Annotated in this window: 24 protein-coding genes and 1 tRNA gene; 20 read left to right on the forward strand and 5 right to left on the reverse strand. The window is 73.0% G+C overall.

The annotated features are described in order from the left end of the window. On the reverse strand, positions 1 to 1,717 hold a 1,717-nt coding region (locus ABT160_RS38355; RefSeq protein ID WP_351653019.1), incomplete at its 3' end, for a hypothetical protein. 125 nt (positions 1,718 to 1,842) lie between these two features. Here ABT160_RS38355 and ABT160_RS38360 point away from each other — a divergent pair. Together ABT160_RS38360 and ABT160_RS38365 are read left to right on the forward strand one after the other, a co-directional pair. Continuing rightward, the gene (locus tag ABT160_RS38360) at positions 1,843 to 2,292 is read left to right on the forward strand and encodes an SRPBCC family protein (RefSeq protein ID WP_351653021.1); all 450 of its coding nucleotides are present in this window, start codon (positions 1,843 to 1,845) and stop codon (positions 2,290 to 2,292) included. A 39-nt stretch (positions 2,293 to 2,331) separates the two neighbouring features. Further along, positions 2,332 to 2,403, forward strand: a tRNA-Val gene (locus ABT160_RS38365). A gap of 82 nt (positions 2,404 to 2,485) precedes the next feature. Here the strand turns inward: ABT160_RS38365 and ABT160_RS38370 are convergent. After that, entirely contained in the window at positions 2,486 to 3,214 is a 729-nt protein-coding gene (locus tag ABT160_RS38370; RefSeq protein WP_351653023.1) for a 3'-5' exonuclease, read from the reverse strand. Positions 3,215 to 3,337: 123 nt separating this feature from the next. Here ABT160_RS38370 and ABT160_RS38375 point away from each other — a divergent pair, with 123 nt between their 5' ends. From ABT160_RS38375 to ABT160_RS38390, 4 genes are all read left to right on the forward strand, one after another. Further along, entirely contained in the window at positions 3,338 to 3,904 is a 567-nt protein-coding gene (locus tag ABT160_RS38375) for a DUF4365 domain-containing protein (protein ID WP_351653025.1), read from the forward strand. Further along, positions 3,904 to 5,139: a hypothetical protein gene (locus ABT160_RS38380; RefSeq protein WP_351653027.1), complete on the forward strand. Its 1,236-nt coding sequence runs from the start codon at positions 3,904 to 3,906 to the stop codon at positions 5,137 to 5,139. Before ABT160_RS38375 ends, ABT160_RS38380 begins: the two co-directional genes overlap by 1 nt. 99 nt (positions 5,140 to 5,238) lie before the next feature. Further along, a complete protein-coding gene (gene thrS / locus ABT160_RS38385; protein WP_351653029.1) occupies positions 5,239 to 7,215 on the forward strand; it encodes a threonine--tRNA ligase in 1,977 nt (658 codons plus the stop codon). 78 nt (positions 7,216 to 7,293) lie between these two features. Then, the gene (locus tag ABT160_RS38390; protein ID WP_351653031.1) at positions 7,294 to 7,854 is read left to right on the forward strand and encodes an HIT family protein; all 561 of its coding nucleotides are present in this window, start codon (positions 7,294 to 7,296) and stop codon (positions 7,852 to 7,854) included. A 98-nt stretch (positions 7,855 to 7,952) separates the two neighbouring features. Here the strand turns inward: ABT160_RS38390 and ABT160_RS38395 are convergent, their stop codons facing one another. Further along, the gene (locus ABT160_RS38395; RefSeq protein ID WP_502984377.1) at positions 7,953 to 9,602 is read right to left on the reverse strand and encodes an AbeC-like domain-containing protein; all 1,650 of its coding nucleotides are present in this window, start codon (positions 9,600 to 9,602) and stop codon (positions 7,953 to 7,955) included. Positions 9,603 to 9,768: 166 nt separating this feature from the next. Further along, a complete protein-coding gene (locus ABT160_RS38400) occupies positions 9,769 to 12,003 on the reverse strand; it encodes an elongation factor G-like protein EF-G2 (protein WP_351653035.1) in 2,235 nt (744 codons plus the stop codon). 245 nt (positions 12,004 to 12,248) lie between these two features. Here ABT160_RS38400 and pgsA point away from each other — a divergent pair, with 245 nt between their 5' ends. From pgsA to ABT160_RS38415, 3 genes are read left to right on the forward strand one after another with little or no spacing between them, the layout of a single operon-like run. Beyond that, on the forward strand, positions 12,249 to 12,911 hold the full coding sequence (pgsA, locus tag ABT160_RS38405; RefSeq protein ID WP_351653036.1) for a phosphatidylinositol phosphate synthase: 663 nt from the start codon (positions 12,249 to 12,251) through the stop codon (positions 12,909 to 12,911). Continuing rightward, positions 12,908 to 13,813 carry a phosphatidylinositol mannoside acyltransferase gene (locus tag ABT160_RS38410; RefSeq protein ID WP_351653038.1) on the forward strand — a complete coding sequence of 302 codons (906 nt, stop codon included), beginning with the start codon at positions 12,908 to 12,910 and terminating at the stop codon, positions 13,811 to 13,813. The genes pgsA and ABT160_RS38410 overlap by 4 nt, the downstream gene beginning before the upstream one ends. After that, entirely contained in the window at positions 13,810 to 14,970 is a 1,161-nt protein-coding gene (locus tag ABT160_RS38415) for a glycosyltransferase family 4 protein (protein ID WP_351653040.1), read from the forward strand. Before ABT160_RS38410 ends, ABT160_RS38415 begins: the two co-directional genes overlap by 4 nt. A gap of 46 nt (positions 14,971 to 15,016) precedes the next feature. Here ABT160_RS38415 and ABT160_RS38420 read toward each other — a convergent pair whose 3' ends face one another. Then, positions 15,017 to 16,174: a hypothetical protein gene (locus tag ABT160_RS38420; protein WP_351653042.1), complete on the reverse strand. Its 1,158-nt coding sequence runs from the start codon at positions 16,172 to 16,174 to the stop codon at positions 15,017 to 15,019. A gap of 75 nt (positions 16,175 to 16,249) precedes the next feature. On the opposite strand from ABT160_RS38420, the gene ABT160_RS38425 reads away from it, so the two are divergent. From ABT160_RS38425 to ABT160_RS38475, 11 genes are all read left to right on the forward strand, one after another. Then, the gene (locus ABT160_RS38425) at positions 16,250 to 16,795 is read left to right on the forward strand and encodes a hypothetical protein (protein WP_351653043.1); all 546 of its coding nucleotides are present in this window, start codon (positions 16,250 to 16,252) and stop codon (positions 16,793 to 16,795) included. 122 nt (positions 16,796 to 16,917) lie between these two features. Beyond that, positions 16,918 to 17,832, forward strand: coding sequence for a pyridoxal 5'-phosphate synthase lyase subunit PdxS (gene pdxS, locus ABT160_RS38430; RefSeq protein WP_351653045.1), 915 nt, complete (start codon positions 16,918 to 16,920; stop codon positions 17,830 to 17,832). A 5-nt stretch (positions 17,833 to 17,837) separates the two neighbouring features. Beyond that, positions 17,838 to 18,425 (forward strand): pyridoxal 5'-phosphate synthase glutaminase subunit PdxT, encoded by a 588-nt coding sequence (pdxT, locus tag ABT160_RS38435; protein WP_351653047.1) that lies wholly within the window; start codon positions 17,838 to 17,840, stop codon positions 18,423 to 18,425. Between the two features lie 62 nt (positions 18,426 to 18,487). Continuing rightward, positions 18,488 to 19,240 (forward strand): YebC/PmpR family DNA-binding transcriptional regulator, encoded by a 753-nt coding sequence (locus ABT160_RS38440; protein WP_351653049.1) that lies wholly within the window; start codon positions 18,488 to 18,490, stop codon positions 19,238 to 19,240. A gap of 152 nt (positions 19,241 to 19,392) precedes the next feature. Continuing rightward, positions 19,393 to 19,923, forward strand: coding sequence for a crossover junction endodeoxyribonuclease RuvC (gene ruvC, locus ABT160_RS38445; RefSeq protein ID WP_351653050.1), 531 nt, complete (start codon positions 19,393 to 19,395; stop codon positions 19,921 to 19,923). Next, on the forward strand, positions 19,920 to 20,537 hold the full coding sequence (ruvA, locus tag ABT160_RS38450) for a Holliday junction branch migration protein RuvA (protein ID WP_351653051.1): 618 nt from the start codon (positions 19,920 to 19,922) through the stop codon (positions 20,535 to 20,537). The genes ruvC and ruvA overlap by 4 nt, the downstream gene beginning before the upstream one ends. A gap of 7 nt (positions 20,538 to 20,544) precedes the next feature. Beyond that, positions 20,545 to 21,621: a Holliday junction branch migration DNA helicase RuvB gene (gene ruvB, locus ABT160_RS38455; protein WP_351653053.1), complete on the forward strand. Its 1,077-nt coding sequence runs from the start codon at positions 20,545 to 20,547 to the stop codon at positions 21,619 to 21,621. Positions 21,622 to 21,784: 163 nt separating this feature from the next. Then, on the forward strand, positions 21,785 to 22,222 hold the full coding sequence (gene yajC, locus ABT160_RS38460) for a preprotein translocase subunit YajC (protein ID WP_351653055.1): 438 nt from the start codon (positions 21,785 to 21,787) through the stop codon (positions 22,220 to 22,222). Between the two features lie 141 nt (positions 22,223 to 22,363). Then, a complete protein-coding gene (secD, locus tag ABT160_RS38465) occupies positions 22,364 to 24,103 on the forward strand; it encodes a protein translocase subunit SecD (protein ID WP_351653057.1) in 1,740 nt (579 codons plus the stop codon). 1 nt (position 24,104) lies between these two features. Next, on the forward strand, positions 24,105 to 25,208 hold the full coding sequence (gene secF, locus ABT160_RS38470; protein ID WP_351653058.1) for a protein translocase subunit SecF: 1,104 nt from the start codon (positions 24,105 to 24,107) through the stop codon (positions 25,206 to 25,208). Then, on the forward strand, positions 25,208 to 25,750 hold the full coding sequence (locus ABT160_RS38475) for an adenine phosphoribosyltransferase (protein WP_351653070.1): 543 nt from the start codon (positions 25,208 to 25,210) through the stop codon (positions 25,748 to 25,750). Before secF ends, ABT160_RS38475 begins: the two co-directional genes overlap by 1 nt. Positions 25,751 to 25,899 lie beyond the last annotated feature (149 nt).

Consider the following 25,899-nt stretch of genomic DNA (forward strand, 5'->3'; position numbering starts at 1 on the left):
CCGCACGACCCCCGTACGGCCGGAGCGCGCGGCGCCGTACAGCACAGGGGCGAGCAGCAGCGCGACGCCCCACCCCGAGTAGAGGAGCACCCGCGAGCGCGGTGGCGGTGACCACGGCGCCGCAGGAGAGCACCTCGCGCAGCCACGTCCGCCGGGCCAGTGCCGCGCACCCGGCCAGGGCCAGGAGCAGGGCGGCGAGGACCGTGAAGGTGGCCGGGCGGGAGGCCAGCGCGTACAGGGCCGCGCACCCGCCGGAGGCGGCGCCCAGGGCGAGTGCGGTGGGCGTCAGCGCCGCGGGCGGCCCGGCGGGCAGCCGCTCCGGGCGGACGGCCAGGAGCAGCAGGGCCGCGCCCGCCGCGGTGTGCACGGCCGGGACCGCGGCGTACGGCAGGTCCAGGGCGACCGGCACGGTGGTCAGGGCCGCCCAGCCCAGGGCCAGGGCCGCGCACCGGGCCGCCGCGCCCGGGACCCGCGGCAGCCGGGCGAGGACCACCAGGGCGGCGGCCACCGCGAGCAGCACCAGCGGCGCCGGGAGCGGCTCCGCCCAGGGCAGGCCCCCGGGCAGCGCGTCCCCGGCCGACACCGGGGCGCCCGCCCAGACGTCCGCGACCCGCGCGGCGCCGCCCGCCAGGCCCGCCGCCACCAGCGGCAGCGCCCAGAGCACGGCCAGCGCCTGCACCGCGGCCGACGCGGCGACGAACCCGGTCCGCAGCGGGCGCGGCAGGGACGTCCGTACGAGCGCGAGGAGCGCCAGGGCACACGCCAGGTAGCCGGGCACGGCCCAGGCGCCGGGCACCGCGTCCCGTACCACCCCGCCCACCGCCGCCACGGCCGCCAGGCCCGCGACGACCGCGCCCGGCAGCGCCGCCGCCGGACGCCGCCACCCGGCCAGCAGCGCCAGCGCGGCGCCCCCGAGCAGCACCGTCGCGGGGCCCAGCGGCGCGCCGAGCGAGAGGACCCCGGCGGCCAGCAGCGCGTACCCGCCGGCGACGCACGCGGTCGTCCAGGCGAAGCCGCGCACCACGGAGGAGGTGGCGTACAGCGCGACCAGCACGTCCAGCGCGGCCGTGGCCAGCAGCGACCAGGTGATCGTGACGGCCGGGGCGTGGGAGGCCAACGCCCACAGCGGCAGCGGGAGTTGCGCGGTCAGCACGGCGGCGGGCAGCGGCAGGCGCAGCTTCCCGAGCACCCTGCCGTACCCGGCCCACAGTGCGGCGAGCACCGCCGACGCGGCCGCCGCGAACCCCACGCCGCCGGTCTCCGCGAGGCCCACCGCGTGCACCGCGTAGGCGTCGAGGACGGTGAGCAGCAGGCCCAGCGCGGCCACGGCTTCCGCGGTCGAGGCGAGCCCCCGGCGCAGCAGCACCACCGGAGCGCCCAGCGCGGCCACCGTCACCAGCGACAGCACCGCCGAACGGCCCGCGATGCCCATGCTGCCCCAGCTCACCAGGGTGAACGCGATCGCGGCGACGGCCAGCAGCACGCCGCCGAGCGCGAGCAGCACGTTCTGCACGCTCGGCGGCGAGGCGTCGGCCGGCGCGCCCCACCGGGCCGCGGGAGCCGCGCCGCCGGGCGGACCGGCCGGGCGCAGGGGGAGCGCGTGGTGCAGCAGCCACGCCCGCCGGGCGAGCAACTGGGCGCGGCGGGCGTCGAGTCGCACCAGCTCGCTGTCGATGGCCGCCAGCTCCTGCACGGGCTGCGGCGGGGCGTTCTCCATGCCCCGGAGTGTGCTGCGGGCCCCACCCCCCGGCCATGCGCGCGGGTACTCAGATGCGTACTCAGTACCGCCGGGTCGCTGCCGGGTCCCTGCCGGATCCCTGCCCGGGGGCGCAGACTCGGACCATGGACCCCAACCGCTACCGCTTCCGCAGCGTCTGGCTGCTGGCCGCCCCGCCGGACGCCGTCTTCGCCGCCCTGGAGCGGGCCGAGGAGTACCCGCGCTGGTGGCGCCAGGTCCGCGAGGTGGTGGCGGTCGACGAGCGCACCGGCACCGGCCGCTTCCGCTCCCTGCTCCCGTACGACCTGTTCGTCACCGCCACCGAGACGCGCCACGACCCGGTCGGGCTCGTCCTCCAGGCCGCGCTGAGCGGGGACATGGAGGGCTGGGCGCGCTGGACGGTGGCCGGCCGCGCGGGCGGCGGCAGCCGGGTGCTGTACGAGCAGGAGGTCGAGGTGCGCAAGCCGCTGCTGCGCCGCCTCGCGGTGCCGGGGCGGCCGCTGTTCCGGCTCAACCACGCGCTGATGATGCGCTCCGGCCGGCGCGGTCTGGCCGCGCTGCTCGAAGCGGTTTGAACGAACCCCCGTCGTACCTGTAATGTTCGGTGCGTTCCCGGGCGATTAGCTCAGCGGGAGAGCGCTTCGTTCACACCGAAGAGGTCACTGGTTCGAACCCAGTATCGCCCACCGATCGAGAGGCCGGTCCGTCCAGCGGACCGGCCTCTCGGCTGTGTACGACCGGCCGTACGACCGGCTGTGCGCGGCCCGTTCAGGCCGCCGCCGCGCGCGCCTCGGTGCGCATCGGCCACGCCGGGTCCACCGCCTCCGGCGTGCCCTGCCGCGCGAACCAGGCCTGCAGCCCGCGCGCCTGCGCCGCGTGCCACACCGCCTGCAGCGTGTGCAGCTCCGCCGGGCTGAGCCGGTCGAGGCGCCCGGCGAACTTCCGCCCCACCGCCCGTACGACCTCCAGCGAAGCGGTCGCGTCCGCCGCCGCGTCATGGGCGCCGTCCAGGACCACCTCGTAGTGCGAGCACAGGTCGGTCAGCGTGCGCCGGCCCTTGCGGTAGCGGTCCAGGTGCTTGTCCAGGACCCGGGGGTCCAGCACGCACAGCGGCGCGCCCTCCAGGTACCGGGCCAGCGACGACGCCCGGTGGCGGCGCAACTCCCGGTCCAGGATGGTCAGGTCGAACGGCGCGTTCATCACGACCAGCGGGCGGCCCGCCGCGCACTGCTCGCCCAGCGCCCTCGCTATCTCCTCCATCACCGGCGCGGGCCAGCGGCCGTTGCGCTGCAGGTGATCGTCCGTCAGCCCGTGCACCTCGGTGGCGCCCGGGGGTACCGGCACCCCCGGGTTGACCAGCCAGCGGACGGTCCGCGCCCGGCCGCCTGCGGTGTCCTGCACCACCAGCGCGGCCGAGACGATGCGGTCGTTCTCGACGTCCACTCCGGTGGTCTCGGTGTCGAATGCGGCCAGGGGCCCCTCGTACCAGTACGTCATCCCCGAACTCCTCGCGCGTGCCTGGCAGATGGCGTGATTCCCCCTGCCCGAATCGGTGATACCCGGGCCGTTTGCGCCGTACGCAACCCGGTGACAACACAGGTGACGGGGAAGGAAACAGACATGGCGCTCACCCAGCCCGAGCCGGGTGGGCTGCTGCCTCAGCGGATCGCGCCGCTGCGCGGCTCACTCGCCACCACCGCCTGCATGGAGACGCTGCAGGTGGGTTACCTGCACGCCGTGGCCGCCGCCGCGGGGTGCTCGCTCTCCCAGCCCTTTCCGGACAACGGCATCGACTGGCACGTCAGCCACAGCTCACCCGGGCACGCCGTCGACGACGAGGTGACCATCAAGGTCCAGCTCAAGTGCACCTACCAGCTGGCGCCCCGTCCGCCGGGCCCGGCCTTCTCGTTCACGCTCGACAACGACCACCTGGTCAAGCTCGCGCGCACCCCGGTCTCCGTGCACAAGATCCTCGTCGTGATGATCGTGCCCAGGACCCGGGAGGAATGGCTGCGCGCCGGCCACGACCGGCTCGACCTGAGGCACTGCTGCTACTGGACCAACCTGGCGGGCCACCAGGTCACCGGCCGCCGCCGCAGCACCGTGCGGATACCGACGAACCGCATCTTCGACGACCGGGCCCTGTGCGAGATCATGACCCGGGTCGGGGCGGGAGGGAGACCCTGATGCACTCGCCGACCGACGAGCCCCTGCGCCCCCACCCCGGCGGCGCCGACCCGCTCCCCGCCGCCCCGGGCGGCACCGTCCCCGACCCGTCCCGCGTCGACCCCGTCGTCCTCGGGGCGCTGCTCGAACGGCACGGCTGGCGGCGGCGCGGCGGCAGCGCCGGGCGCTACGCCCGCTGGACGCCGCCCGGACCCGGCGCCGCCGGGACCAGCCTGCTGGTGCCCGAGAGCCGGGCCTTCCCCGACTGCGACGACCTGCTCGCCGAGGCGCTCACCGCACTCGCCCGCAGCGGCACGCCCGCGGCCCGCGAGGTGCTCGTCGGCCTGACCCTGCCCAGTGACGAGATCCGCTGGTGGCGCGACGTACCGACCGGTCTGACGGGCGCGGCGGCCTGGACCGTGCAGGAGCAACTGCGCTCGGCCGCCCGCCAGTTGCTGATGGCGGGCGCGCTGGCCGCCCGGAGCAGGGCCGGGTACTACGGGGCCCGCCACCGCCGCCAGGCGCAGGCCGCCCTCGACGGGGTGCTGGTCGGGCCCGCGCCCGCCGACCAGGGGCACGCCGCGCTCACCGCGTTCCTGCCGGTCGACCCGGGCCGCACCGTGACCGTACGGCTCTACCACGCGCTGTACGCGGCCCGGGAGGCCGCCGACTACATGCGGGCCACCGGCGGGATGGAGGCCTTCGACGCGGCGGTGCGGGTCGGCGTCAGCCGGGAGCTCACCGAGGCGGTCGTCGCGCTGGTGCGGGGCACCGAAGGGGCCCGGATCACGCTGGAGTGGGCCCCGGCGGCCGGGGTGCCGCACGGCTGCGCGGCCCGGCCCGAGCCGGTGGAGTTCTCGCCCGGCGACCTGCCCGCGCTGCGCGAGGCCGGGGCGCGCTTCCTGAAGGACGAGCCGTCGGTGCCGGTGCGGATCACCGGCGCGGTGGTGCGGATGCGGCGCTCCGGGCCGCGCGGGGAGGGGACGGTGCGGCTGCGGGTCATCGGCGGCGCCGAGGTGCCGCACGTACGGGTGGCGCTGGACGAGGAGGCGTACCGCACGGCCGGCCACGCCCACCTGGTGGGCCTGCCGATCCGGGTGGTCGGGCGGCTGGAGAGCCGGGGCGGCTTCCGGCGCCTGACCGACGCCTCGGGGGTGGTCCCGGTGCAGGTCGACGACGCCGAGCGGGACCGGCTGCTGAAGTCGCTGCACGAGAACCTGGACTTCTTCGAGGAGGCGTGCGGCGGGGGAGACTGAGGGGGCCGGTGACCGTTTCGCGGCCGGGGTCCGGGGCTCGGTACGATTCACCGGTACGCAGTGACCACTGCGGCGACCCCCTTCAGGCAGGAGAGACCGGTGTCAGACGTCCGTGTGATCATCCATCGCGATTCCGAGCGGGAAGAGCGCGTGGTGACGACGGGCACTACGGCCGCCGACCTCTTCACCGGTGAGCGCACCGTCGTCGCGGCCCGGGTGGCCGGCGAGCTGAAGGACCTGGCGTACGAGGTGCGGGACGGCGAGGAGGTCGAGCCCGTCGAGATCACCTCCGAGGACGGCCTGAACATCCTGCGCCACTCCACCGCGCACGTGATGGCCCAGGCCGTGCAGGAGCTCTTCCCCGAGGCCAAGCTGGGCATCGGCCCGCCGGTCAAGGACGGCTTCTACTACGACTTCGACGTGGCGAAGCCCTTCACGCCGGAGGACCTCAAGGCCGTCGAGAAGAAGATGCAGGAGATCCAGAAGCGCGGCCAGAAGTTCGCGCGCCGGGTCGTCACCGACGAGGCCGCCCGCGAGGAGCTGGCCGACGAGCCGTACAAGCTGGAGCTGATCGGGCTCAAGGGCTCGGCCTCCTCCGACGACGGCGCCGACGTCGAGGTGGGCGCGGGCGAGCTCACCATCTACGACAACCTGGACGCCAAGACCGGCGAGCTGTGCTGGAAGGACCTCTGCCGCGGTCCCCACCTGCCCTCCACCCGCCTGATCCCGGCGTTCAAGCTGATGCGCAACGCGGCCGCCTACTGGCGCGGCAGCGAGAAGAACCCGATGCTCCAGCGCATCTACGGCACCGCCTGGCCGTCCAAGGACGAGCTGAAGGCGTACCTGGAGTTCCTCGCCGAGGCGGAGAAGCGCGACCACCGCAAGCTGGGCAACGAGCTGGACCTGTTCTCCATCCCCGAGCAGATCGGCTCCGGCCTCGCGGTCTTCCATCCCAAGGGCGGCATCATCCGCCGGGTCATGGAGGACTACTCGCGCCGCCGGCACGAGGAGGAGGGGTACGAGTTCGTCTACACCCCGCACGCGACGAAGGGGAAGCTCTTCGAGCAGTCGGGCCACCTGGACTGGTACGCCGACGGCATGTACCCGCCCATGCAGCTCGACGAGGGCGTGGACTACTACCTCAAGCCCATGAACTGCCCGATGCACAACCTGATCTTCGACGCGCGCGGCCGCTCCTACCGCGAACTGCCGCTGCGCCTCTTCGAGTTCGGGACCGTGTACCGGTACGAGAAGTCCGGCGTCGTGCACGGCCTGACCCGGGCCCGCGGCTTCACGCAGGACGACGCGCACATCTACTGCACCCGTGAGCAGATGTCCGAGGAGCTGGACAAGACGCTCACCTTCGTCCTCGGCCTGCTGCGCGACTACGGCCTGACCGACTTCTACCTGGAGCTGTCCACCAAGGACCCGGAGAAGTTCGTCGGCTCCGACGAGGTCTGGGAGGAGGCGACCGAGACGCTGCGCCAGGTCGCCGAGAAGCAGGGCCTGCCGCTGGTCCCGGACCCGGGCGGCGCCGCCTTCTACGGCCCGAAGATCTCCGTCCAGGCCAAGGACGCCATCGGCCGCACCTGGCAGATGTCGACCATCCAGCTCGACTTCAACCTGCCCGAGCGCTTCGACCTGGAGTACACCGGCCCCGACGGCAACAAGCAGCGCCCGGTCATGATCCACCGCGCGCTCTTCGGCTCCATCGAGCGCTTCTTCGCGGTGCTCCTGGAGCACTACGCGGGCGCCTTCCCGGCCTGGCTCGCCCCGGTCCAGGCGGTCGGCATCCCGATCGGCGACGGGCACGTGGAGTACCTCCAGGAGTTCGCCGTCGCCGCCCGCAGGAAGGGCCTGCGCGTCGAGGTCGACTCCTCCTCGGACCGCATGCAGAAGAAGATCCGCAACGCCCAGAAGCAGAAGGTGCCCTTCATGGTCATCGCGGGCGACGAGGACATGGCGGCCGGCGCCGTCTCCTTCCGCTACCGCGACGGCTCCCAGGAGAACGGCATCCCGGTCGAGGACGCCATCGCCAAGATCGCCAAGATCGTCGAGGACCGCGTCCAGGTCTGATCGAGGGCCGTGTGCGGGCGGGCCCCCGGGGGAGTCGTTCCCCGGGGGCCCGCCCGCGTTCCGGTTCCGCGACGCCATATGCTGATCGGCATGACGACTGAGCCGGAGCAGCAGATCGGAGTGGGGACGCCGGACGCGTTCCAGCGCCTGTGGACCCCCCACCGGATGGCGTACGTCCAGGGCGAGAACAGGCCCACCGGGCCCGGCGTCGACGACGGCTGTCCGTTCTGCTCCATCCCGGCCAAGTCCGACGAGGACGGGCTCGTCGTCGCGCGCGGCGAGACGGTGTACGCGGTGCTCAACCTCTACCCGTACACCGGCGGGCACCTGATGGTCGTGCCGTTCCGGCACGTCGCCGACTACACGGACCTCGACGAGGCGGAGACCGCCGAGCTCGCCGTGTTCACCAAGCACGCCATGGCCGCCCTGCGCACCGCCTCCGGCGCGCACGGCTTCAACATCGGGATGAACCAGGGCACCGTCGCGGGCGCCGGCATCGCCGCCCACCTGCACCAGCACGTGGTGCCGCGCTGGGGCGGCGACACCAACTTCATGCCGGTCGTCGGCCACACCAAGGTGCTGCCCCAACTCCTCGCCGACACCCGCGAGATGCTCGCCGGGGCCTGGCCCGTCGGCTGAGCGCGGACGCGGCCCCGCGCGCGCCGCGGGGCCGTCCGCCCCGCGGCGCGTCACGCGTCGTACGGATCACAGGTCGTGCGGATCACGCACCGTGCGGATCACGCGTCGTACGCGTCCGCCCTGCGCGGCGCCGGGTCCTGCACCATGCCGCCCAGGACCATCGAGCGGTTGGCGAACTTCTCGGTGTCCACGCCGTGGTCCTTGAGCACCCGGATCGTCGCCGCGTGCACCGCCCGCATCACCGGCGTCGCCGCGCGCATCGCGTCGTCCGCCATGAAGCGGTGCCGCCAGGGCTTGTCGGCCCAGGCGTGCCGCAGGCCGAACGGCTCCGGCAGGGTCAGCTTGCCGCCCAGGAAGTCCAGCACCGGCGGGAACCAGACCAGCGGGGCGCGCACCGCCAGGCGGACCACCTCGGTGGCGTCCACCAGCGGCAGCCTGACCTCCCGGGTCTCCCAGAACCGCACGGTCTTGGACACCTCGCGGGTCTTCGCCTTCGGCTTGGTGGTGAACAGGCTGTGCACCGGGCCCAGCGCGTGGCCGGTGACCTCGATGCGCAGCGTCTTGTAGAGCACCGTCACCGTGATCATCATGGTGAGGACCAGCTGGTCGTCCCAGAGGGCGAACTGGACGCCCAGGTAGTGCCGGTCGCCCTTGCCGAACTGCTGCTCGTTGCAGATGCGCTGTATCTCGTGCGGCTTCACCTGGTAGCGCACCACGTTCTCGCTGGCGGCCCGGGAGACCTCCTTGGCGCCCTCGCCGACCGGGGCCACGATCCAGTCCCTGACCTTCGGCGCGGGGAAGCCGCCGCTCTTGATGGCGCCCCGCTCCAGCAGGCTCAGCTCCTTCTGGATCTCCTTGACCACGTCCCAGCTGCGGAAGTCGTGGATCTCCTTGCCGTCCTGGGGGAGCAGCTCCTCGGCGAGCTGCCAGCCGCCCCAGCGGGTGCCCAGGCCCAGTATCCCCTTGGGGCCCGCGTAGAAGACGATGTTGGACTGCTGCTCGTCGGCGAGCTCGTCCAGGCCCTGGCGCAGCTGCTCCGCGGGCTTCTCCAGCGGGCTGGAGGGCACCGCCTCGGGGATCTTCGCGCCGATGCTGCCGCCCGAGAGCAGCGAGGTCCACTGGGCCCGCAGCTTGTCGGCGGTGGACTCGGCGACCCGCTTGGCCAGGAACCAGCCGACCACCGGGGCGACCACCATGGCCCGCAGGTAGAGCGAGAGCACCCCGGTGAAGGGCATCTTGATGAGGAAGATCACGCCGAGCACGGCCACCGCGGCGAGCAGCGCGAAGCCGATCAGGCCGGCCGAGCGGTCCTTGGCCCCGGCCAGGGTGCGGCGCAGCTGGAACACCGCCAGCCACACCAGCAGCCCGGGCAGGAACAGCACCCCGAACACGACCGTGATCAGGGTCAGTTGGCGGTCCCGCTGCTTGCGCAGCGCATTGGCCGCCAGGCAGTGCTCCACCACCGGCTGCGGGTCCGTGCCGAAGGACTGGACCAGCGCCTTGCGGGCGCCGCCCAGCATCCGCACCACCACCGCGCGCGAGAAGGCCTCGCCCAGGTTCGGCTCGAAGAGCGAGAACCGGCCCTTCTTCACGGTCGACTCGTGGACCTCGTTGTTGGCCTTGAGGATCTCCTCGACCGGGTTGTCGCGGTACGCGGCGGAGGCGAGGGCGTGGGCCGCCGTGGTCTGCTCCCCGGACCCCTGGACCGGAACCTGTGGCCACGGTGTCGTCACTGTTCGTCCCCCCATCGCGCCGCTCGCCGCGGATGTCGTCCCGCTCTGCGGCCTGTTCCCAACTACCGCGCCCCGCACACCTGCTGAGCAGGGCACCACAGCGTATCCGGGTCGTGGCCGGAGCGGGCGGGGACGGCCGAATGCCGCCGGAGCGGCACCCGGCCGCGGGCACGGCCCCTTCCTACGCCACGACCCCCTGCCGCCTCGCGTCCCCCTCCCGCTCCCGCACCCGGTCCGCCACCTGCGGCGGCATCGCCTCGTGCCGGGCGTACGCCCGCCCGAAGCGTCCCGTGCCGTGCGAGAGGGAGCGCAGGTCCACCGCGTACCGCCCGATCTCGATCTCCGGCACCTCGGCCCGTACGAGCGTGCGTCCCGCACCCGCCTGCTCGGTGCCCACCACGCGTCCCCGCCGCCCCGACAGATCGCTCATCACCGGGCCCACGTACTCGTCCGGCACCAGCACCCGCACCTCCGCGACCGGCTCCAGCAGGTGCACCCGCACCTCGGCCGCCGCCTCGCGCAGCGCCAGCGCGCCCGCCGTCTGGAAGGCGGCGTCGGAGGAGTCCACCGAGTGCGCCTTGCCGTCGAACAGCGTGATCCGCACGTCCACCAGCGGGTACCCGGCCGCGACCCCGCGCCGCGCCTGTGCCCGTACGCCCTTCTCCACGGACGGGATGAACTGGCGCGGCACCGCGCCCCCCACCACCTTGTCGACGAACTCGATGCCCGAGCCCGGCGCCAGCGGCTCCACCCGGATCTCGCAGATCGCGTACTGGCCGTGCCCGCCGGACTGCTTCACGTGCCGCCCGCGCCCCTGGGAGGCGCCGCCGAACGTCTCGCGCAGCGCCACCTTGTGCGGCACCACGTCCACCTGCACCCCGTAGCGGCTGCGCAGCCGCTCCAGGGCCACGTCCATGTGCGCCTCGCCCAGGCACCACAGGACCAGCTGGTGGGTGTCCTGGTTCTGCTCCAGGCGCATCGTCGGGTCCTCGGCCACCAGCCGCGAGAGGCCCTGCGACAGCTTGTCCTCGTCGGCCTTGCTGTGCGCCTGGATCGCCAGCGGCAGCAGCGGGTCCGGCATCGTCCACGGCTCCATCAGCAGCGGGTCGTCCTTGCCCGACAGGGTGTCGCCGGTCTCCGCGCGGCCCAGCTTGGCCACGCACGCCAGGTCGCCCGCCACGCAGTGGGACAGGGTGCGCTGCTGCTTGCCGAAGGGCGAGGACAGCGCGCCGATCCGCTCGTCCGCCTCGTGCAGCGGGCTCTCCTGGTGGCCCGGGTCGGTGAGCCCGTGGCCGCACACGTGGACCACCTCGTCGGGGCGCAGGGTGCCGCTGAAGACCCGTACCAGCGAGATCCGGCCCACGTACGGGTCGGAGGCCGTCTTGACCACCTCGGCCACCAGCGGCCCGTCCGGGTCGCAGGACAGCGCCGGGCGCGGCAGGCCGCCGGCCGTGGTGACCGCCGGGGCCTCGCGCTCCAGCGGCGTCGGGAAGCCGCCGGTGATCAGCTCCAGGAGCTCCAGGGTGCCCAGGCCCTCGCGGCCGCCCCCGGCGGCGGGCGCGGCGGCCAGCACCGGGTGGAACACCCCGCGCGCCACGGCCTTCTCCAGGTCGTCCACGAGCGTCTTGACGTCGATCTCCTCGCCGCCGAGGTAGCGGTCCATCAGGGACTCGTCCTCGCTCTCGGCGATGATCCCCTCGATCAGCCGGTTGCGCTCGGCCTCGATCAGCGCGGACTGCTCCGGGTCCGGCGCCGCCTCGGCGCGCTCCCCGGAGGTGTAGTCGAAGACCTGCTGCGACAGCAGCCCGACCAGGCCGGTCACCGGCGCGTGCCCGTCGGAGGCCTCGGGGCCGTGCACCGGCAGGTACAGCGGCAGTACGGCGTCGGGGTCGTCGCCGCCGAAGATCCGCCCGCACACCCGGGTCAGCTCGGCGAAGTCGGTGCGGGCGGTGTCCAGGTGGGTGACCACGATGGCGCGCGGCATCCCGACGGCCGCGCACTCCTCCCACACCATGCGGGTCGAGCCCGCCACCGCGTCGGCCTCCTGCGCGGCCGAGACGACGAAGAGGGCCGCGTCCGCGGCGCGCAGACCGGCCCTCAGCTCCCCGACGAAGTCGGCGTAACCGGGTGTGTCGAGGAGGTTGATCTTGTACCCGCCCCATTCCAGCGGGACGAGGGAGAGCTGTACCGAACGCTGCTGGCGGTGCTCGATCTCGTCGTAGTCCGAGACCGTGCCGCCGTCCTCGACCCGGCCCGCCCGGTTGACGGCGCCCGCCGTCAGGGCCAGCGCTTCGACCAGGGTCGTCTTGCCCGATCCGCTGTGGCCGACCAGCACCACGTTCCGTACGGATGCGGGCTGGTCGGCCGTCGCTGCCCTGCCGGCGGCTCCGGGGTGTCCGTTCGCCTTGTCGCCCATGGTTCTTGCCTCCCGATCGACGCACGGTGAGGAGAGGGGGGACGCGGGCGCGGGGGAGCACACGCGGCAGCTCCGGCGGTGCCCGCGGTGGTCTACCGAGCTTTCCACTCCGGTCACGGTGCGTCCATACGTCGTACGTGTCCGCGACCGGCCGGGTGCGCCACGTCGACTCGGAGCGGTCCTGGCTACGATGGGCCAGCCGGTGGCCGTCGGAGCCGCACGGATTGCCGAACCCCGGGAAGGCCATGCTGAACAAGTACGCGCGTGCATTCTTCACGCGTGTCCTCACACCGTTCGCCGCGTTTCTGCTCCGCCGCGGGGTGAGCCCGGACGCGGTCACCCTCATCGGCACGGCCGGTGTGATGGCCGGGGCACTGGTCTTCTTCCCCAGGGGCGAGTTCTTCTGGGGCACCATCGTGATCACGCTGTTCGTCTTCTCGGACCTCGTCGACGGGAACATGGCCCGCCAGGCCGGGATCTCCAGCCGCTGGGGCGCGTTCCTCGACTCCACCCTGGACCGGGTCGCCGACGGCGCCATCTTCGGCGGCTTCGCGCTCTGGTACGCGGGCACCGGGAACGACAACGTGCTCTGCGCGGTCGCCATCTTCTGCCTGGCCAGCGGCCAGGTCGTGTCGTACACCAAGGCCCGGGGCGAGTCGATCGGCCTGCCCGTCGCGGTCAACGGCCTGGTCGAGCGCGCCGAGCGGCTGGTGATCTCGCTGGTCGCGGCGGGCCTCGCCGGACTGTCGAAGTTCGGCGTGCCGTGGATCGAGCACCTGCTGCCGGTGGCGCTGTGGATCGTCGCGGTGGGCAGTGCGGTGACCCTGGGCCAGCGGGTCGTGACGGTGCGGCGGGAGTCCGCCGAGGCGGACGCGCTCGCCGCCCGGGAGAGCGGGGCCACGCCGTGAGGGACAAGCTGACGGACGCCCTGTACGGCCTCGGCTGGGCGGGCGTGAAGAAGCTCCCCGAGCCCGTCGCCGTACGCCTCGGCACCACCATCGCCGACCAGGTGTGGAAGCGGCGCGGCAAGGGCGTGCTGCGGCTGGAGTCCAACCTCGCGCGGGTGGTGCCCGACGCCACCCCCGCCCGGCTGGCCCAGCTGTCGAAGGCCGGCATGCGGTCCTACATGCGGTACTGGATGGAGTCCTTCCGGCTGCCCGCCTGGAGCGCCGAGCGCGCCAGGGACAACGTCGAGATCAAGGACGTCCACCACCTCACCGAGGGCCTCGACTCGGGCCGCGGCGTCATCCTCGCCCTGCCGCACCTGGCCAACTGGGACCTGGCGGGCGTCTGGGTGACCCGTGCGCTCGGCGTGCCGTTCACCACCGTCGCCGAACGGCTCAAGCCCGAGACCCTCTTCGACCGGTTCGTCGCCTACCGCGAGTCCCTCGGCATGGAGGTCCTGCCGCACACCGGCGGCTCCGCCTTCGGCACCCTGGCCCGCCGGCTGCGCTCCGGCGGCCTGGTCTGCCTGGTCGCCGACCGCGACCTGTCCGCCTCCGGCGTGGAGGTCTCGTTCTTCGGCGAGGCCGCCCGGATGCCCGCCGGGCCCGCCATGCTGGCCCAGCAGACCGGCGCGCTGCTGCTGCCGGTGACCCTCTGGTACGAGGACACGCCCGTGATGAAGGGCCGCGTCCACCCGCCGGTCGAGGTGCCCGAGCAGGGCACCCGCGCCGAGAAGACCACCGAGATGACCCAGGCGCTGGCCGACGCGTTCGCCACCGGCATCGCCGACCACCCCGAGGACTGGCACATGCTCCAGCGACTGTGGCTGGCCGACCTGGAGGACCGAGGAGTGCGCCCCGCGTGAGGATCGGCATCGTCTGCCCGTACTCCTGGGACGTGCCGGGCGGCGTCCAGTTCCACATCCGCGACCTCGCCGAGCACCTGATCGGGATCGGCCACGAGGTCTCCGTCCTGGCCCCCGCCGACGACGAGACGCCGCTGCCCCGCTACGTCGTCTCCGCGGGCCGGGCCGTCCCCGTCCCGTACAACGGCTCGGTCGCCCGGCTCAACTTCGGCTTCCTCAGCGCCGCCCGGGTGCGCCGCTGGCTGCACGAGGGCACCTTCGACGTCATCCACATCCACGAGCCCGCCTCGCCCTCGCTCGGGCTCCTCACCTGCTGGGCGGCGCAGGGCCCGATCGTGGCGACCTTCCACACCTCCAACCCGCGCTCCCGCGCGATGATCGCCGCGTACCCGATCCTGCAGCCCGCGCTGGAGAAGATCAGCGCGCGCATCGCGGTCAGCGAGTACGCCCGGCGCACCCTGGTCGAGCACCTGGGCGGGGACGCCGTGGTCATCCCCAACGGCGTCGACGTGGACTTCTTCGCCCGCGCCGAGCCGCGCAAGGAGTGGCAGGGCGAGACCCTCGGCTTCGTCGGCCGCATCGACGAGCCCCGCAAGGGCCTGCCCGTCCTGATGCGGGCCCTGCCGAAGATCCTCGCCGAGCGCCCCGGCACCCGTCTGCTGGTCGCCGGGCGCGGGGACGAGGAGGAGGCGGTCGCGTCGCTGCCCAGGGAGATGCGCGCCCGGGTGGAGTTCCTCGGGATGGTCAGCGACGAGGACAAGGCGCGGTTCCTGCGCAGCGTCGACGTGTACGTCGCCCCCAACACCGGCGGCGAGAGCTTCGGGATCATCCTGGTCGAGGCCATGTCCGCGGGCGCGCCCGTGCTCGCCTCGGACCTGGACGCCTTCGCCCAGGTCCTGGACCAGGGCGCGGCGGGGGAGCTGTTCGCCAACGAGGACGCGGACGCGCTCGCCGCCGCGGCGGTCCGCCTCCTCGGGGACCCCGCGCGCCGGGCCGAACTCAGCGAACGCGGCTCGGCGCACGTGCGGCGCTTCGACTGGGCGACGGTGGGGGCGGACATCCTGGCGGTGTACGAGACGGTGACGGACGGCGCGGCCTCGGTGGCGACCGACGAACGCACGGGGCTGCGAGCGAGATGGGGCCTGGCGAGGGACTGAGCGGAGGCCCGGTTTCCGCCGGGCTCGCCCGGTCCGCGGCGCGGGCCTACCGTGGCGTCAGCAGGGGCCAGGCGTCTGTGTCGGCCGTGGTGCTCCAGAGCGGGTCCCCGTGTCCGTACCCCGGGACCACCGTGAACCCCACCCGTCTGTTCCCGCCCTCCCTTACCAGCTCCGCGCCCCGCGGATGGTCCCCGCGGCCCAGTTCCGTGTTGACCCACACCACCTCCGCCCCGATCCGCTCCCAGGCGATCCGGTACGTCGCGTCGTCCCCCGCCCACACCGCCGCCAGGTCCCGCAGCAGTGCGTGCGGCACGAGCCCGCTGCCCAGCGCCGCCGTGGCCTCGCCCCAGACCTCCAGGGGCGAGTGGGTGAGCGCGAAGCGGTCCTCGGCGGGCGTCGCCCCGAAGGCGTAGCTCCCCGCGGCGTGGCCCTGGTGGTAGATCCAGTTGGCGGGTCCCGGCAGCGCGCCGGTGCGGATCAGCGCGAAGTGCGCCAGGCCCGCGTGGGTGAAGCGGGTCGACGGGTCGACCGGGCGCGGCACCGCGCTCGCCCCGTCCGGGTCCGCCAGCGCCCGCGCGAGGAGCCCCTTGAGACCGGGGTCGTTGGCGTACCGGCCCTGGTCGATCAGCTCCTGGAAGGCGTCCCGCGTCCGCGCGGCCCGTTCCGCGAGGTCCCCGGCGTAGGGACCCGTGGTGTCGATCGCCACCACCCGGCGCAGCCGCTCCGAGGGGTGCGCGCCCGCAAGGTCCAGGGCGAGCGCCGCGCCCGCTGAGTGCCCGACCAGCTGGTACGGCAGCCGCAGCGCGGTGTCCGTGGCGGCGATGACGCGGCGGGCGTCGGCGCGGTGCGCGGCCAGCCCCCAATCGGGCCCGACCCGCGCGGCGTCCGCGGCGTCCTCGCGCGGGGTGATCCCGACGACCAGGTGGCCGGCCCGGCGCAGGTGGTGGACCAGGTTGCGGGAGCGCGGCGTGAAGAAGTCCGCGGTGAAGTTCAGCCCGCCGCCGGGCAGCAGGTACGCCACCGAGCGCGGCGCGGACGCCGTGTCGGCGACGACGTCCACGGCGTACGGCACGCCCCCGTCGGCCACGTCGAGGCGCGCGTGCGTCCACCCGATGCCCCGCTCCACCGGCCGCGGCGCGGCCCCCAGCCGGTCCCCGAGCGACTGGGCCGCGACCTCCCCGGTGAGTGTCCCGCGTCTCTCCATGCCCGCTCCCCCCGGTGGCGACCGGTCCGTCCGGCGTGATCGCCGCGCGGACGCGTCCCGGTAGCCTTTCCGCCCGTGACCGTAACCCTCATCTGGATCGCCGTCGCCCTCTTCGCGATCGGCCTGTACCTCAGCTGGACCGCCGGCCGCCTGGACCGGCTGCACGCGCGCATCGACGCGGCCCGCGCCGCGCTCGACGCGCAGTTGCTGCGCCGCGCCTCGGTCACCCAGGAGCTGGCCACCTCCGGGGTCCTCGACCCGGCCGCCTCGATCGTGCTCTACCAGGCCGCGCACGCGGCGCGGCAGGCCGAGGAGGAGCAGCGGGAGGTCGCCGAGAGCGAGCTGAGCCAGGCGCTGCGGGCGGTGTTCGGCGAGCCCGGGCAGGTCGAGGCGGTGCGGGACGCGCCGGGCGGCGAGGAGGCGGCCGGGGAGCTGGCGCAGGCGGTGCGCCGGGTGCCGATGGCCCGGCGCTTCCACAACGACGCGGTACGCGCCGCGCGCGCCCTGCGCCGCCACCGCAAGGTCCGCTGGTTCCGGCTGGCCGGACACGCGCCGTTCCCGATGGCCTTCGAGATGGACGACGAGCCCCCGGCGGCCCTCGCCGACCGGCCGGGCGCCTGACCCAAAACGATCCACCGCCTGGTCATTGGCCCTTGCCGTGGACTGGTCCCGGGAGGTTTCCTCGCTGGTGGCACCCCTTATGGATGCCGATCTCCCCGTTCTTTCCCTAGTGAGGTCGAACCGTGTCCAGCACGCTCCCCACCACCCCGCAGTCCCCCGAGACCGGCACCGCCCGCGTCAAGCGCGGCATGGCCGAGCAGCTCAAGGGCGGCGTGATCATGGACGTGGTCAACGCCGAGCAGGCGAAGATCGCCGAGGACGCGGGCGCCGTCGCCGTCATGGCCCTGGAGCGGGTCCCGGCCGACATCCGCAAGGACGGCGGCGTGGCCCGGATGTCCGACCCGAACATGATCGAGGAGATCATCGGCGCGGTCTCCATCCCGGTGATGGCCAAGTCCCGCATCGGCCACTTCGTCGAGGCCCAGGTCCTGCAGTCCCTCGGCGTGGACTACATCGACGAGTCCGAGGTCCTCACCCCGGCCGACGAGGTCAACCACTCCGACAAGTGGGCCTTCACCACGCCGTTCGTCTGCGGCGCCACCAACCTGGGCGAGGCCCTGCGCCGCATCGCCGAGGGCGCGGCCATGATCCGCTCCAAGGGTGAGGCCGGCACCGGCAACGTCGTCGAGGCCGTCCGCCACCTGCGCCAGATCAAGAACGAGATCGCCCGGCTGCGCGGCTACGACAACAACGAGCTGTTCGCCGCCGCCAAGGAGCTGCGCGCCCCCTACGAGCTGGTCAAGGAGGTCGCCGAGCTCGGCAAGCTGCCGGTCGTGCTGTTCTCCGCCGGTGGCGTCGCCACCCCGGCCGACGCCGCGCTGATGCGCCAGCTCGGCGCCGAGGGCGTCTTCGTCGGCTCCGGCATCTTCAAGTCCGGCGACCCGGCCAAGCGCGCCGCCGCCATCGTGAAGGCCACCACCTTCTTCGACGACCCGAAGGTCATCGCGGACGCCTCCCGCAACCTGGGCGAGGCCATGGTCGGCATCAACTGCGACACCCTCCCCGAGTCCGAGCGCTACGCCAACCGGGGCTGGTAATCCTCATGGGCAGCACCCCCGTCATCGGCGTCCTGGCCCTCCAGGGCGACGTACGGGAGCACCTGATCGCCCTGGCCGCGGCGGACGCCGTGGCCAGGCCGGTCCGGCGCCCCGAGGAGCTCGCCGAGGTGGACGGCCTGGTCATCCCGGGCGGCGAGTCCACCACGATCTCCAAGCTCGCCGAGATCTTCGGCCTCGCCGGGCCGCTGCGCGAGCGGATCGCCGCCGGCCTGCCGGTCTACGGCACCTGCGCCGGGCTGATCATGCTGGCCGAGAAGATCCTCGACCCGCGCTCCGGGCAGGACACCTTCGGCGGTATCGACATGATCGTGCGCCGCAACGCCTTCGGCCGACAGAACGAGTCGTTCGAGGCCACCGTCGAGGTCACCGGGGTCGGACCGGTCGAGGGCGTCTTCATCCGCGCTCCCTGGGTCGAGTCCGTCGGCGCCGGGACCGAGGTCCTCGCCGAGCACGGCGGGCACATCGTCGCCGTCCGCCAGGGCAACGCGCTCGCGACCTCGTTCCACCCCGAGCTGACCGGCGACCACCGGGTGCACCAGCTCTTCGTGGACATGGTGCGCGCGGGGCGGTGACCGGATCCCGGTAGGATCTCTGGGGTTCGTTCAGAAATTGGTTACGCGAAGGAGACAGGCAGATGTCCGGCCACTCTAAATGGGCTACGACGAAGCACAAGAAGGCCGTGATCGATGCCAAGCGCGGCAAGCTCTTCGCGAAGCTGATCAAGAACATCGAGGTCGCGGCCCGCACCGGCGGCGCCGACCTGGACGGCAACCCGACGCTGTTCGACGCCGTGCAGAAGGCGAAGAAGAGCTCGGTCCCCAACAAGAACATCGACTCCGCGATCAAGCGCGGCGGCGGCCTCGAGGCCGGCGGCGTCGACTACGCGACGATCATGTACGAGGGCTACGGCCCCAACGGCGTCGCGGTGCTCATCGAGTGCCTCACCGACAACCGCAACCGCGCCGCCTCCGACGTCCGCGTCGCCATGACCCGCAACGGCGGCTCCATGGCCGACCCGGGCTCGGTCTCGTACCTGTTCAACCGCAAGGGCGTCGTCGTGCTCCCCAAGGCCGAGCTGTCCGAGGACGACGTCCTCGGCGCGGTGCTCGACGCGGGCGCCGAGGAGGTCAACGACCTCGGCGAGTCCTTCGAGGTCATCAGCGAGGCCACCGACCTGGTCGCGGTGCGCACCGCGCTCCAGGAGGCCGGCATCGACTACGACTCGGCCGAGTCCAGCTTCGTCCCGACCATGCAGGTCGAGCTGGACGAGGACGGCGCGCGCAAGATGTTCAAGCTCATCGACGCGCTGGAGGACAGCGACGACGTGCAGAACGTCTTCGCCAACTTCGACGTCTCCGACGAGGTCATGGCCGCGGTCGACGCCTGATCCACGCGCACACCGGCGGGCCGGCGGGGAACACCCCCGCCGGCCCGCCGCGTTGTCGGACGCGCGTGCCGTCCGGGCCACCGCCCCGTCGGTCCTCCGCGTTGTCAGTGCGAGCCGATAGCCTGCACAAACTGGTGAGCGAAGGAGGGGCCGTGCGCGTTCTCGGGGTGGACCCGGGCCTGACCCGGTGCGGCGTCGGCGTGGTCGAGGGGGTCGCGGGCCGCCCGCTGACGATGCTCGGCGTCGGGGTCGTGCGCACCCCGGCCGACGCGGACATCGGACAGCGCCTGGTCGGCATCGAGCGCGGCATCGAGCAGTGGCTCGACGAGCACAGCCCCGAACTCGTCGCCGTGGAGCGGGTGTTCAGCCAGCACAACGTGAGTACGGTGATGGGCACCGCGCAGGCGAGCGCGGTCGCCATGCTGTGCGCCTCGCGCCGCGGAATCCCGGTCGCCCTGCACACCCCCAGCGAGGTCAAGGCCGCCGTCACCGGCAGCGGACGGGCCGACAAGGCCCAGGTCGGCGCGATGGTCACCCGGCTGCTCCGGCTGGCCGCGCCGCCCAAGCCGGCCGACGCCGCCGACGCCCTGGCCCTCGCCATCTGCCACATCTGGCGCGCGCCCGCGCAGAACCGCCTCCAGCAGGCCGTCGCCCTGCACGCATCGAAAGGCCGAAGGTCATGATCGCTTTCGTCAGCGGCCCCGTCGCCGCCCTCGGACCCACCACCGCGGTCGTCGAGGTCGGCGGCGTCGGCATGGCCGTGCAGTGCACCCCCGCCACCCTGGCCCCGCTGCGCGTCGGACAGGACGCCAGGCTCGCCACCTCCCTGGTGGTCCGCGAGGACTCCCTGACGCTGTACGGGTTCGCGGACGACGACGAGCGCCAGGTCTTCGAGCTCCTGCAGACGGCCAGCGGCGTCGGCCCCCGGCTGGCCCAGTCCATGCTCGCCGTGCACCAGCCTGACGCGCTGCGGGTCGCGGTCGCCACCGGCGACGAGAAGGCGCTGACCGCGGTCCCCGGCATCGGCAAGAAGGGCGCCCAGAAGCTGCTCCTGGAGCTGAAGGACCGGCTCGGCGAGCCGGTCGGCGCCCACATCGGCAAGCAGGGCGTCGGCACCCCCGTCACCACCTCCTGGCGCGACCAGCTGCACGCCGCCCTGATCGGCCTGGGGTACGCGACCCGGGAGGCCGACGAGGCCGTCACCGCGGTCGCCCCGCAGGCCGAGGCCGCCGGGGGCACCCCGCAGATCGGCCAGCTGCTGAAGGCCGCCCTCCAGACCCTGAACCGCACGAGGTGATCGAGCAGTGAACCGGGACGAGACCAGCACCGAGGCCGACGGCTTCGCCGACCGCCTCGTCGGCGCCGACGCCGACGGCGAGGACCAGGCCGTCGAGGCGGCCCTGCGCCCCAAGACGCTGGGCGAGTTCGTCGGCCAGGAGCGGGTCCGCGAGCAGCTCGACCTGGTGCTGCGGGCCGCCCGCGCCCGCGGCGCCACCGCCGACCACGTCCTGCTCTCCGGCGCCCCCGGCCTCGGCAAGACCACCCTCTCGATGATCATCGCCGCCGAGATGGGCGCCCCGATCCGGATCACCTCGGGACCGGCCATCCAGCACGCCGGGGACCTGGCGGCGATCCTCTCCTCGCTCCAGGAGGGCGAGGTCCTCTTCCTCGACGAGATCCACCGGATGTCCCGGCCCGCCGAGGAGATGCTCTACATGGCGATGGAGGACTTCCGCGTCGACGTCATCGTCGGCAAGGGCCCCGGCGCCACCGCCATCCCGCTGGAACTGCCGCCCTTCACCCTGGTCGGCGCCACCACCCGGGCCGGACTGCTGCCGCCGCCGCTGCGCGACCGCTTCGGCTTCACCGGGCACATGGAGTTCTACGAGCCGGGCGAGCTGCGCCGGGTGGTGCACCGCTCGGCCGACCTGCTCGACGTGGAGATCGACCCCGACGGCGCCGCCGAGATCGCCGGCCGCTCCCGGGGCACGCCCCGCATCGCCAACCGGCTGCTGCGCCGGGTGCGGGACTACGCCCAGGTCAAGGCCGACGGCCGGATCGACGCGGCCATCGCCTCCGCCGCCCTGGACGTCTACGAGGTGGACACCCGCGGCCTGGACCGGCTGGACCGCGCGGTCCTCAAGGCCCTGCTCAAGCTGTTCGGCGGGGGACCGGTGGGCCTGTCGACGCTGGCCGTGGCCGTGGGGGAGGAGCGCGAGACGGTCGAGGAGGTCGCCGAGCCCTTCCTCGTACGGGAGGGGCTGCTGGCGCGGACCCCGCGCGGACGGATCGCGACGCCCGCCGCGTGGACCCACCTCGGGCTCGTCCCGCCGCAGGCTCAGGCGCCCGGAGCGGGGCAAGGGGGTCTGTTCGGGACGTGACGGCGCGGGTACTCGCCCGGCCAGGAACCACGGTGCCATGCTGGGCGTTGTTCCATCGATGCGGACTCGCTTAGACTCCGCCGATGCCGCCCTTCCAGGTCGGCGCGCCCACCCCCGAAGAAGGCCGCGCACTCCGCGCGTCCGTGCGAAGGATTTCCGTCCCGTGAGTATTGCCGCCCTTCTCCCGTTCATCATCCTCATCGGGGCCATGTTCCTGATGACCCGCTCTGCCAAGAAGAAGCAGCAGCAGGCGGCCGAGATGCGCAACCAGATGCAGCCCGGAACCGGTGTGCGCACGATCGGGGGGATGTACGCCACCGTCAAGGAAGTCGGCGACGAGTCGGTCACGCTCGAGGCCGCTCCGGGCGTCCTGTTCATCTTCGCCAAGAACGCCATCGGCGCCGTCCTGGACGACGAGGAGTACAACCGGATCGTGCACGGTGACGACCCGTCCGCGATCGTCCCGGACGACGCCTCCGCGCTGACCGCGGACCAGGACGAGACCGTGGCCGAGGACGCCAAGCCGGACCTCACCAAGAAGTCCGACGCGGAGACCGAGGGCAAGGACGCCAAGGGCGACGGCGAGACCGGCGCGAAGTAGTCGCGTACGGGGACCGAGGCGCCCACCGGCGCCGGCGGCCCCCGGACCGCGTCCGCTTCCGCGGGGGCAGGTCCCCACATCACTTCGTGGCCGCCCCGCGCACACCCGGCGCGGGGCGGTTGGACAGGGAGAAACGAGAAGGTGGCAGCACCGAAGAAGGGCCGCAGGCCGGCGGGGGGCCAGGGCAGGCCGGGGCGTACCCTGGCACTGTTCCTGATCGCGCTGGTCGCGCTCACCGGCGGGATGTTCGCGTCCGGTCACACGACCCCCAGGCTGGGCATCGACCTGGCCGGCGGTACGTCGATCACCCTCAAGGCCGAGGCCGAGAAGGGCAAGGAAGACGCCGTCAACGAGACCAACATGAACACCGCGGTCGGCATCATCGAGCGCCGTGTCAACGGTCTGGGCGTCTCCGAGGCCGAGGTCCAGACCCAGGGCCGCGAGAACATCATCGTCAACATCCCCAAGGGGACGAACTCCGAGCAGGCCCGTGAGCAGGTCGGTACCACCGCCCAGCTCTACTTCCGGCCGGTGCTGACCGTCGCGGCCGGCGGCCCGACGACCCAGCCGACCCCCAGCGGGTCGCCGAAGCCGTCCGCCTCGGGCAAGGGCAAGGACGACAAGGACGCCAAGAAGGACGAGGAGAAGGCGACCTCGCCGTCGGCGAAGTCGACCCCGCAGGGCCGCGCGCTGACCGAGGGCCTGAAGAAGGCCCCGTCGCCGACCCCGTCCGGTTCGGGCAAGCCCTCCACCACGCCGAAGCCCTCCGGTGCGCCGGACCCGGCCACGGCGGACCTGCAGAAGAAGTTCGCGACGCTGAACTGCTCCGACAAGGAGCAGCGCTCCAACGCGGGCAAGGGCGTCAAGGACACCGAGCCGACGGTCGCCTGCTCGCAGACCGGTGACGCCAAGTACATCCTCGGCCCGGCCGAGGTCGCCGGCACGGACGTGGACTCCGCCAAGGGCGTCTTCGACCAGCAGCGCGGCATGTGGATCGTCCAGATGGACTTCACCGACGGCGGCAGCAAGAAGTTCCAGAAGATCACCGGCCGCCTCTCGACCCAGGCGTCCCCGCAGAACCAGTTCGCGATCGTCCTGGACGGCCAGGTCGTCTCGGCCCCGCAGGTCAACCAGACCCTGAGCGCCAGCGCCGAGATCAGCGGCAGCTTCACCCAGCAGGAGGCCCAGGACCTGGGCAACGTCCTGTCGTACGGTGCCCTGCCGCTCTCCTTCAAGGAGCAGAGCGCCGACACCGTCAGCCCCGCCCTCGGTGGCGAGCAGCTGCGCGCCGGCCTGATCGCGGGCGCCATCGGCCTCGCGCTGGTCATCATCTACCTGGTGGTCTACTACCGGGGCCTGTCGATCATCGCCATCCTGAGCCTGCTGGCCTCGGCGGCCATGACGTACACCCTGATGTCCCTGCTCGGCCCGGCCATCGGCTTCGCGCTGAACCTGCCGGCCGTCTGCGGCGCCATCGTCGCCATCGGCATCACCGCGGACTCCTTCATCGTGTACTTCGAGAGGATCCGCGACGAGATCCGCGAGGGCCGCACGCTGCGCCCGGCCGTCGAGCGCGCCTGGCCGCGCGCCCGCCGCACCATCCTGGTCTCCGACTTCGTGTCGTTCCTGGCCGCCGCGGTGCTGTTCATCGTCACCGTCGGCAAGGTGCAGGGCTTCGCGTTCACGCTCGGCCTGACCACCCTGCTCGACGTCGTCGTGGTCTTCCTCTTCACGAAGCCGGTCATGACGCTGCTCGCGCGGACCACGTTCTTCGGCGAGGGGCACCCGTGGTCCGGCCTGGACCCGAAGCGGCTCGGCGCCAAGCCGCCGCTGCGCCGCTCGCGCCGCACCTCCGCCACCACCGACCCGAAGGAGGCGTGAGATGTCGAAGCTCGGCGATCTCGGCGCCCGGCTGTACCGCGGTGAGGTCGGCTACGACTTCATCGGCAAGCGCAAGATCTGGTACAGCGTCTCGATCCTGATCACCATCACGGCGATCGTGGCGCTCGCGGTGCGCGGCCTGAACCTCGGCATCGAGTTCCGGGGCGGCGCCGTCTTCAACGTCCAGCAGAAGATCTCCGCCTCGGTCTCGCAGACCCAGGAGTTCGCGGAGAAGGCCTCGGGCCACGACGCGATCGTGCAGACCGTCGGCGACAAGCTCCGCATCCAGATCGGCGACCTGGACACCAAGGAGGCCGACCGGGTCAAGGCCGAGCTGGCCAAGGACCTGAACATCGCCCCCACCAAGATCGACGCCGAGCTCGTCGGTCCCAGCTGGGGCGAGCAGATCGCCAACAAGGCGTGGACCGGCCTCGGCATCTTCATGCTGCTCGTGGTGATCTACCTGGCGATCGCCTTCGAGTGGCGGATGGCGGTCGCGGCGCTGATCGCCCTGATCCACGACCTCACGATCACGGTGGGCATCTACGCCCTGGTCGGCTTCGAGGTCACCCCGGGCACGGTGATCGGTCTGCTCACCATCCTCGGTTACTCGCTGTACGACACGGTGGTCGTCTTCGACTCGCTCAAGGAGCAGACGAAGGACATCACCAAGCAGACCCGCTGGACCTACAGCGACATCGCCAACCGGTCCATCAACGGCACGCTGGTGCGCTCGATCAACACCACGGTCGTCGCGCTGCTGCCGGTCGCCGGCCTGCTCTTCATCGGCGGCGGCTTCCTCGGCGCCGGCATGCTCAACGACATCTCGCTGTCGCTGTTCGTGGGCCTCGCCGCCGGTGCGTACTCCTCGATCTTCATCGCCACGCCGCTCGTCGCCGACCTCAAGGAGCGCGAGCCGGCGATGAAGGCCCTCAAGAAGCGCGTGCTCGCCAAGCGCGCCAAGGGCGAGGAGCCCGAGGCCGCCGAGCCGCAGGTGCGGGACGACGAGGACGACGAGCTGTCCGAGGACGCCGCCACCGCGGGCGCCGTCGTCGGCCAGCGCCGCCAGCAGCCCTCCCGGGGCGGCCGGGGGAAGCGCAAGTGATCACCAGCGACACCCGTGAGCTGCTGCTCAGCCGGATCCGCGACGTACCGGACTACCCCGAGCCCGGCGTGCTGTTCAAGGACATCACGCCGCTGCTCGCGGACCCGGTCGCGTTCTCGGCGCTGACCGACGCCCTCGCCGACCTGTGCACCGCGCACGGCGCGACGAAGATCGTCGGCCTGGAGGCGCGCGGCTTCATCCTGGCCGCGCCGGTCGCCGTGCGCGCCGGGATCGGCTTCGTCCCGGTCCGCAAGGCCGGAAAGCTCCCCGGCGCGACGCTGAAGCAGGCGTACGCGCTGGAGTACGGCACCGCCGAGATCGAGGTGCACGCCGAGGACCTGTCCGCGGGCGACCGCGTCATGGTCATCGACGACGTCCTCGCCACCGGCGGCACCGCCGAGGCCTCGCTGGAGCTGATCCGCCGGGCCGGGGCCGAGGTCGCCGGCGTCGCGGTCCTGATGGAGCTGGGCTTCCTGCCCGGCCGGGCCCGTCTGGAACCCGCCCTCGGCGGGGCTCCGCTGGACGCGCTGATCACGGTCTGATCAGGCAGTACGCACGATCGGGACGGGCATCCGGGAACATCCGGGTGCCCGTCCCGCGTTGTGCGGGAGTCCCTCCGGTGCTGGTCCCGGGGCGAGAGCGACGCCCGGGGTCGATACCATGGCCTTTCCGGGCCTGACCGGGGGACCCG

The organism is Streptomyces sp. NPDC001941 (assembly GCF_040296945.1).
Lineage (GTDB): Bacteria > Actinomycetota > Actinomycetes > Streptomycetales > Streptomycetaceae > Streptomyces.

Excerpts from the sequence above, each read along its gene's own strand:
- ABT160_RS38360 (WP_351653021.1), top strand. The coding sequence starts at position 1,843 with ATGGACCCCAACCGCTACCGCTTCCGCAGCGTCTGGCTGCTGGCCGCC.
- ABT160_RS38370 (WP_351653023.1), bottom strand. The coding sequence starts at position 3,214 with ATGACGTACTGGTACGAGGGGCCCCTGGCCGCATTCGACACCGAGACC.
- ABT160_RS38375 (WP_351653025.1), top strand. The coding sequence starts at position 3,338 with ATGGCGCTCACCCAGCCCGAGCCGGGTGGGCTGCTGCCTCAGCGGATC.
- ABT160_RS38380 (WP_351653027.1), top strand. The coding sequence starts at position 3,904 with ATGCACTCGCCGACCGACGAGCCCCTGCGCCCCCACCCCGGCGGCGCC.
- ABT160_RS38390 (WP_351653031.1), top strand. The coding sequence starts at position 7,294 with ATGCTGATCGGCATGACGACTGAGCCGGAGCAGCAGATCGGAGTGGGG.
- ABT160_RS38395 (WP_502984377.1), bottom strand. The coding sequence starts at position 9,602 with ATGGGGGGACGAACAGTGACGACACCGTGGCCACAGGTTCCGGTCCAG.
- ABT160_RS38400 (WP_351653035.1), bottom strand. The coding sequence starts at position 12,003 with ATGGGCGACAAGGCGAACGGACACCCCGGAGCCGCCGGCAGGGCAGCG.
- pgsA (WP_351653036.1), top strand. The coding sequence starts at position 12,249 with ATGCTGAACAAGTACGCGCGTGCATTCTTCACGCGTGTCCTCACACCG.
- ABT160_RS38420 (WP_351653042.1), bottom strand. The coding sequence starts at position 16,174 with ATGGAGAGACGCGGGACACTCACCGGGGAGGTCGCGGCCCAGTCGCTC.
- pdxT (WP_351653047.1), top strand. The coding sequence starts at position 17,838 with ATGGGCAGCACCCCCGTCATCGGCGTCCTGGCCCTCCAGGGCGACGTA.
- ABT160_RS38440 (WP_351653049.1), top strand. The coding sequence starts at position 18,488 with ATGTCCGGCCACTCTAAATGGGCTACGACGAAGCACAAGAAGGCCGTG.
- ruvA (WP_351653051.1), top strand. The coding sequence starts at position 19,920 with ATGATCGCTTTCGTCAGCGGCCCCGTCGCCGCCCTCGGACCCACCACC.
- secF (WP_351653058.1), top strand. The coding sequence starts at position 24,105 with ATGTCGAAGCTCGGCGATCTCGGCGCCCGGCTGTACCGCGGTGAGGTC.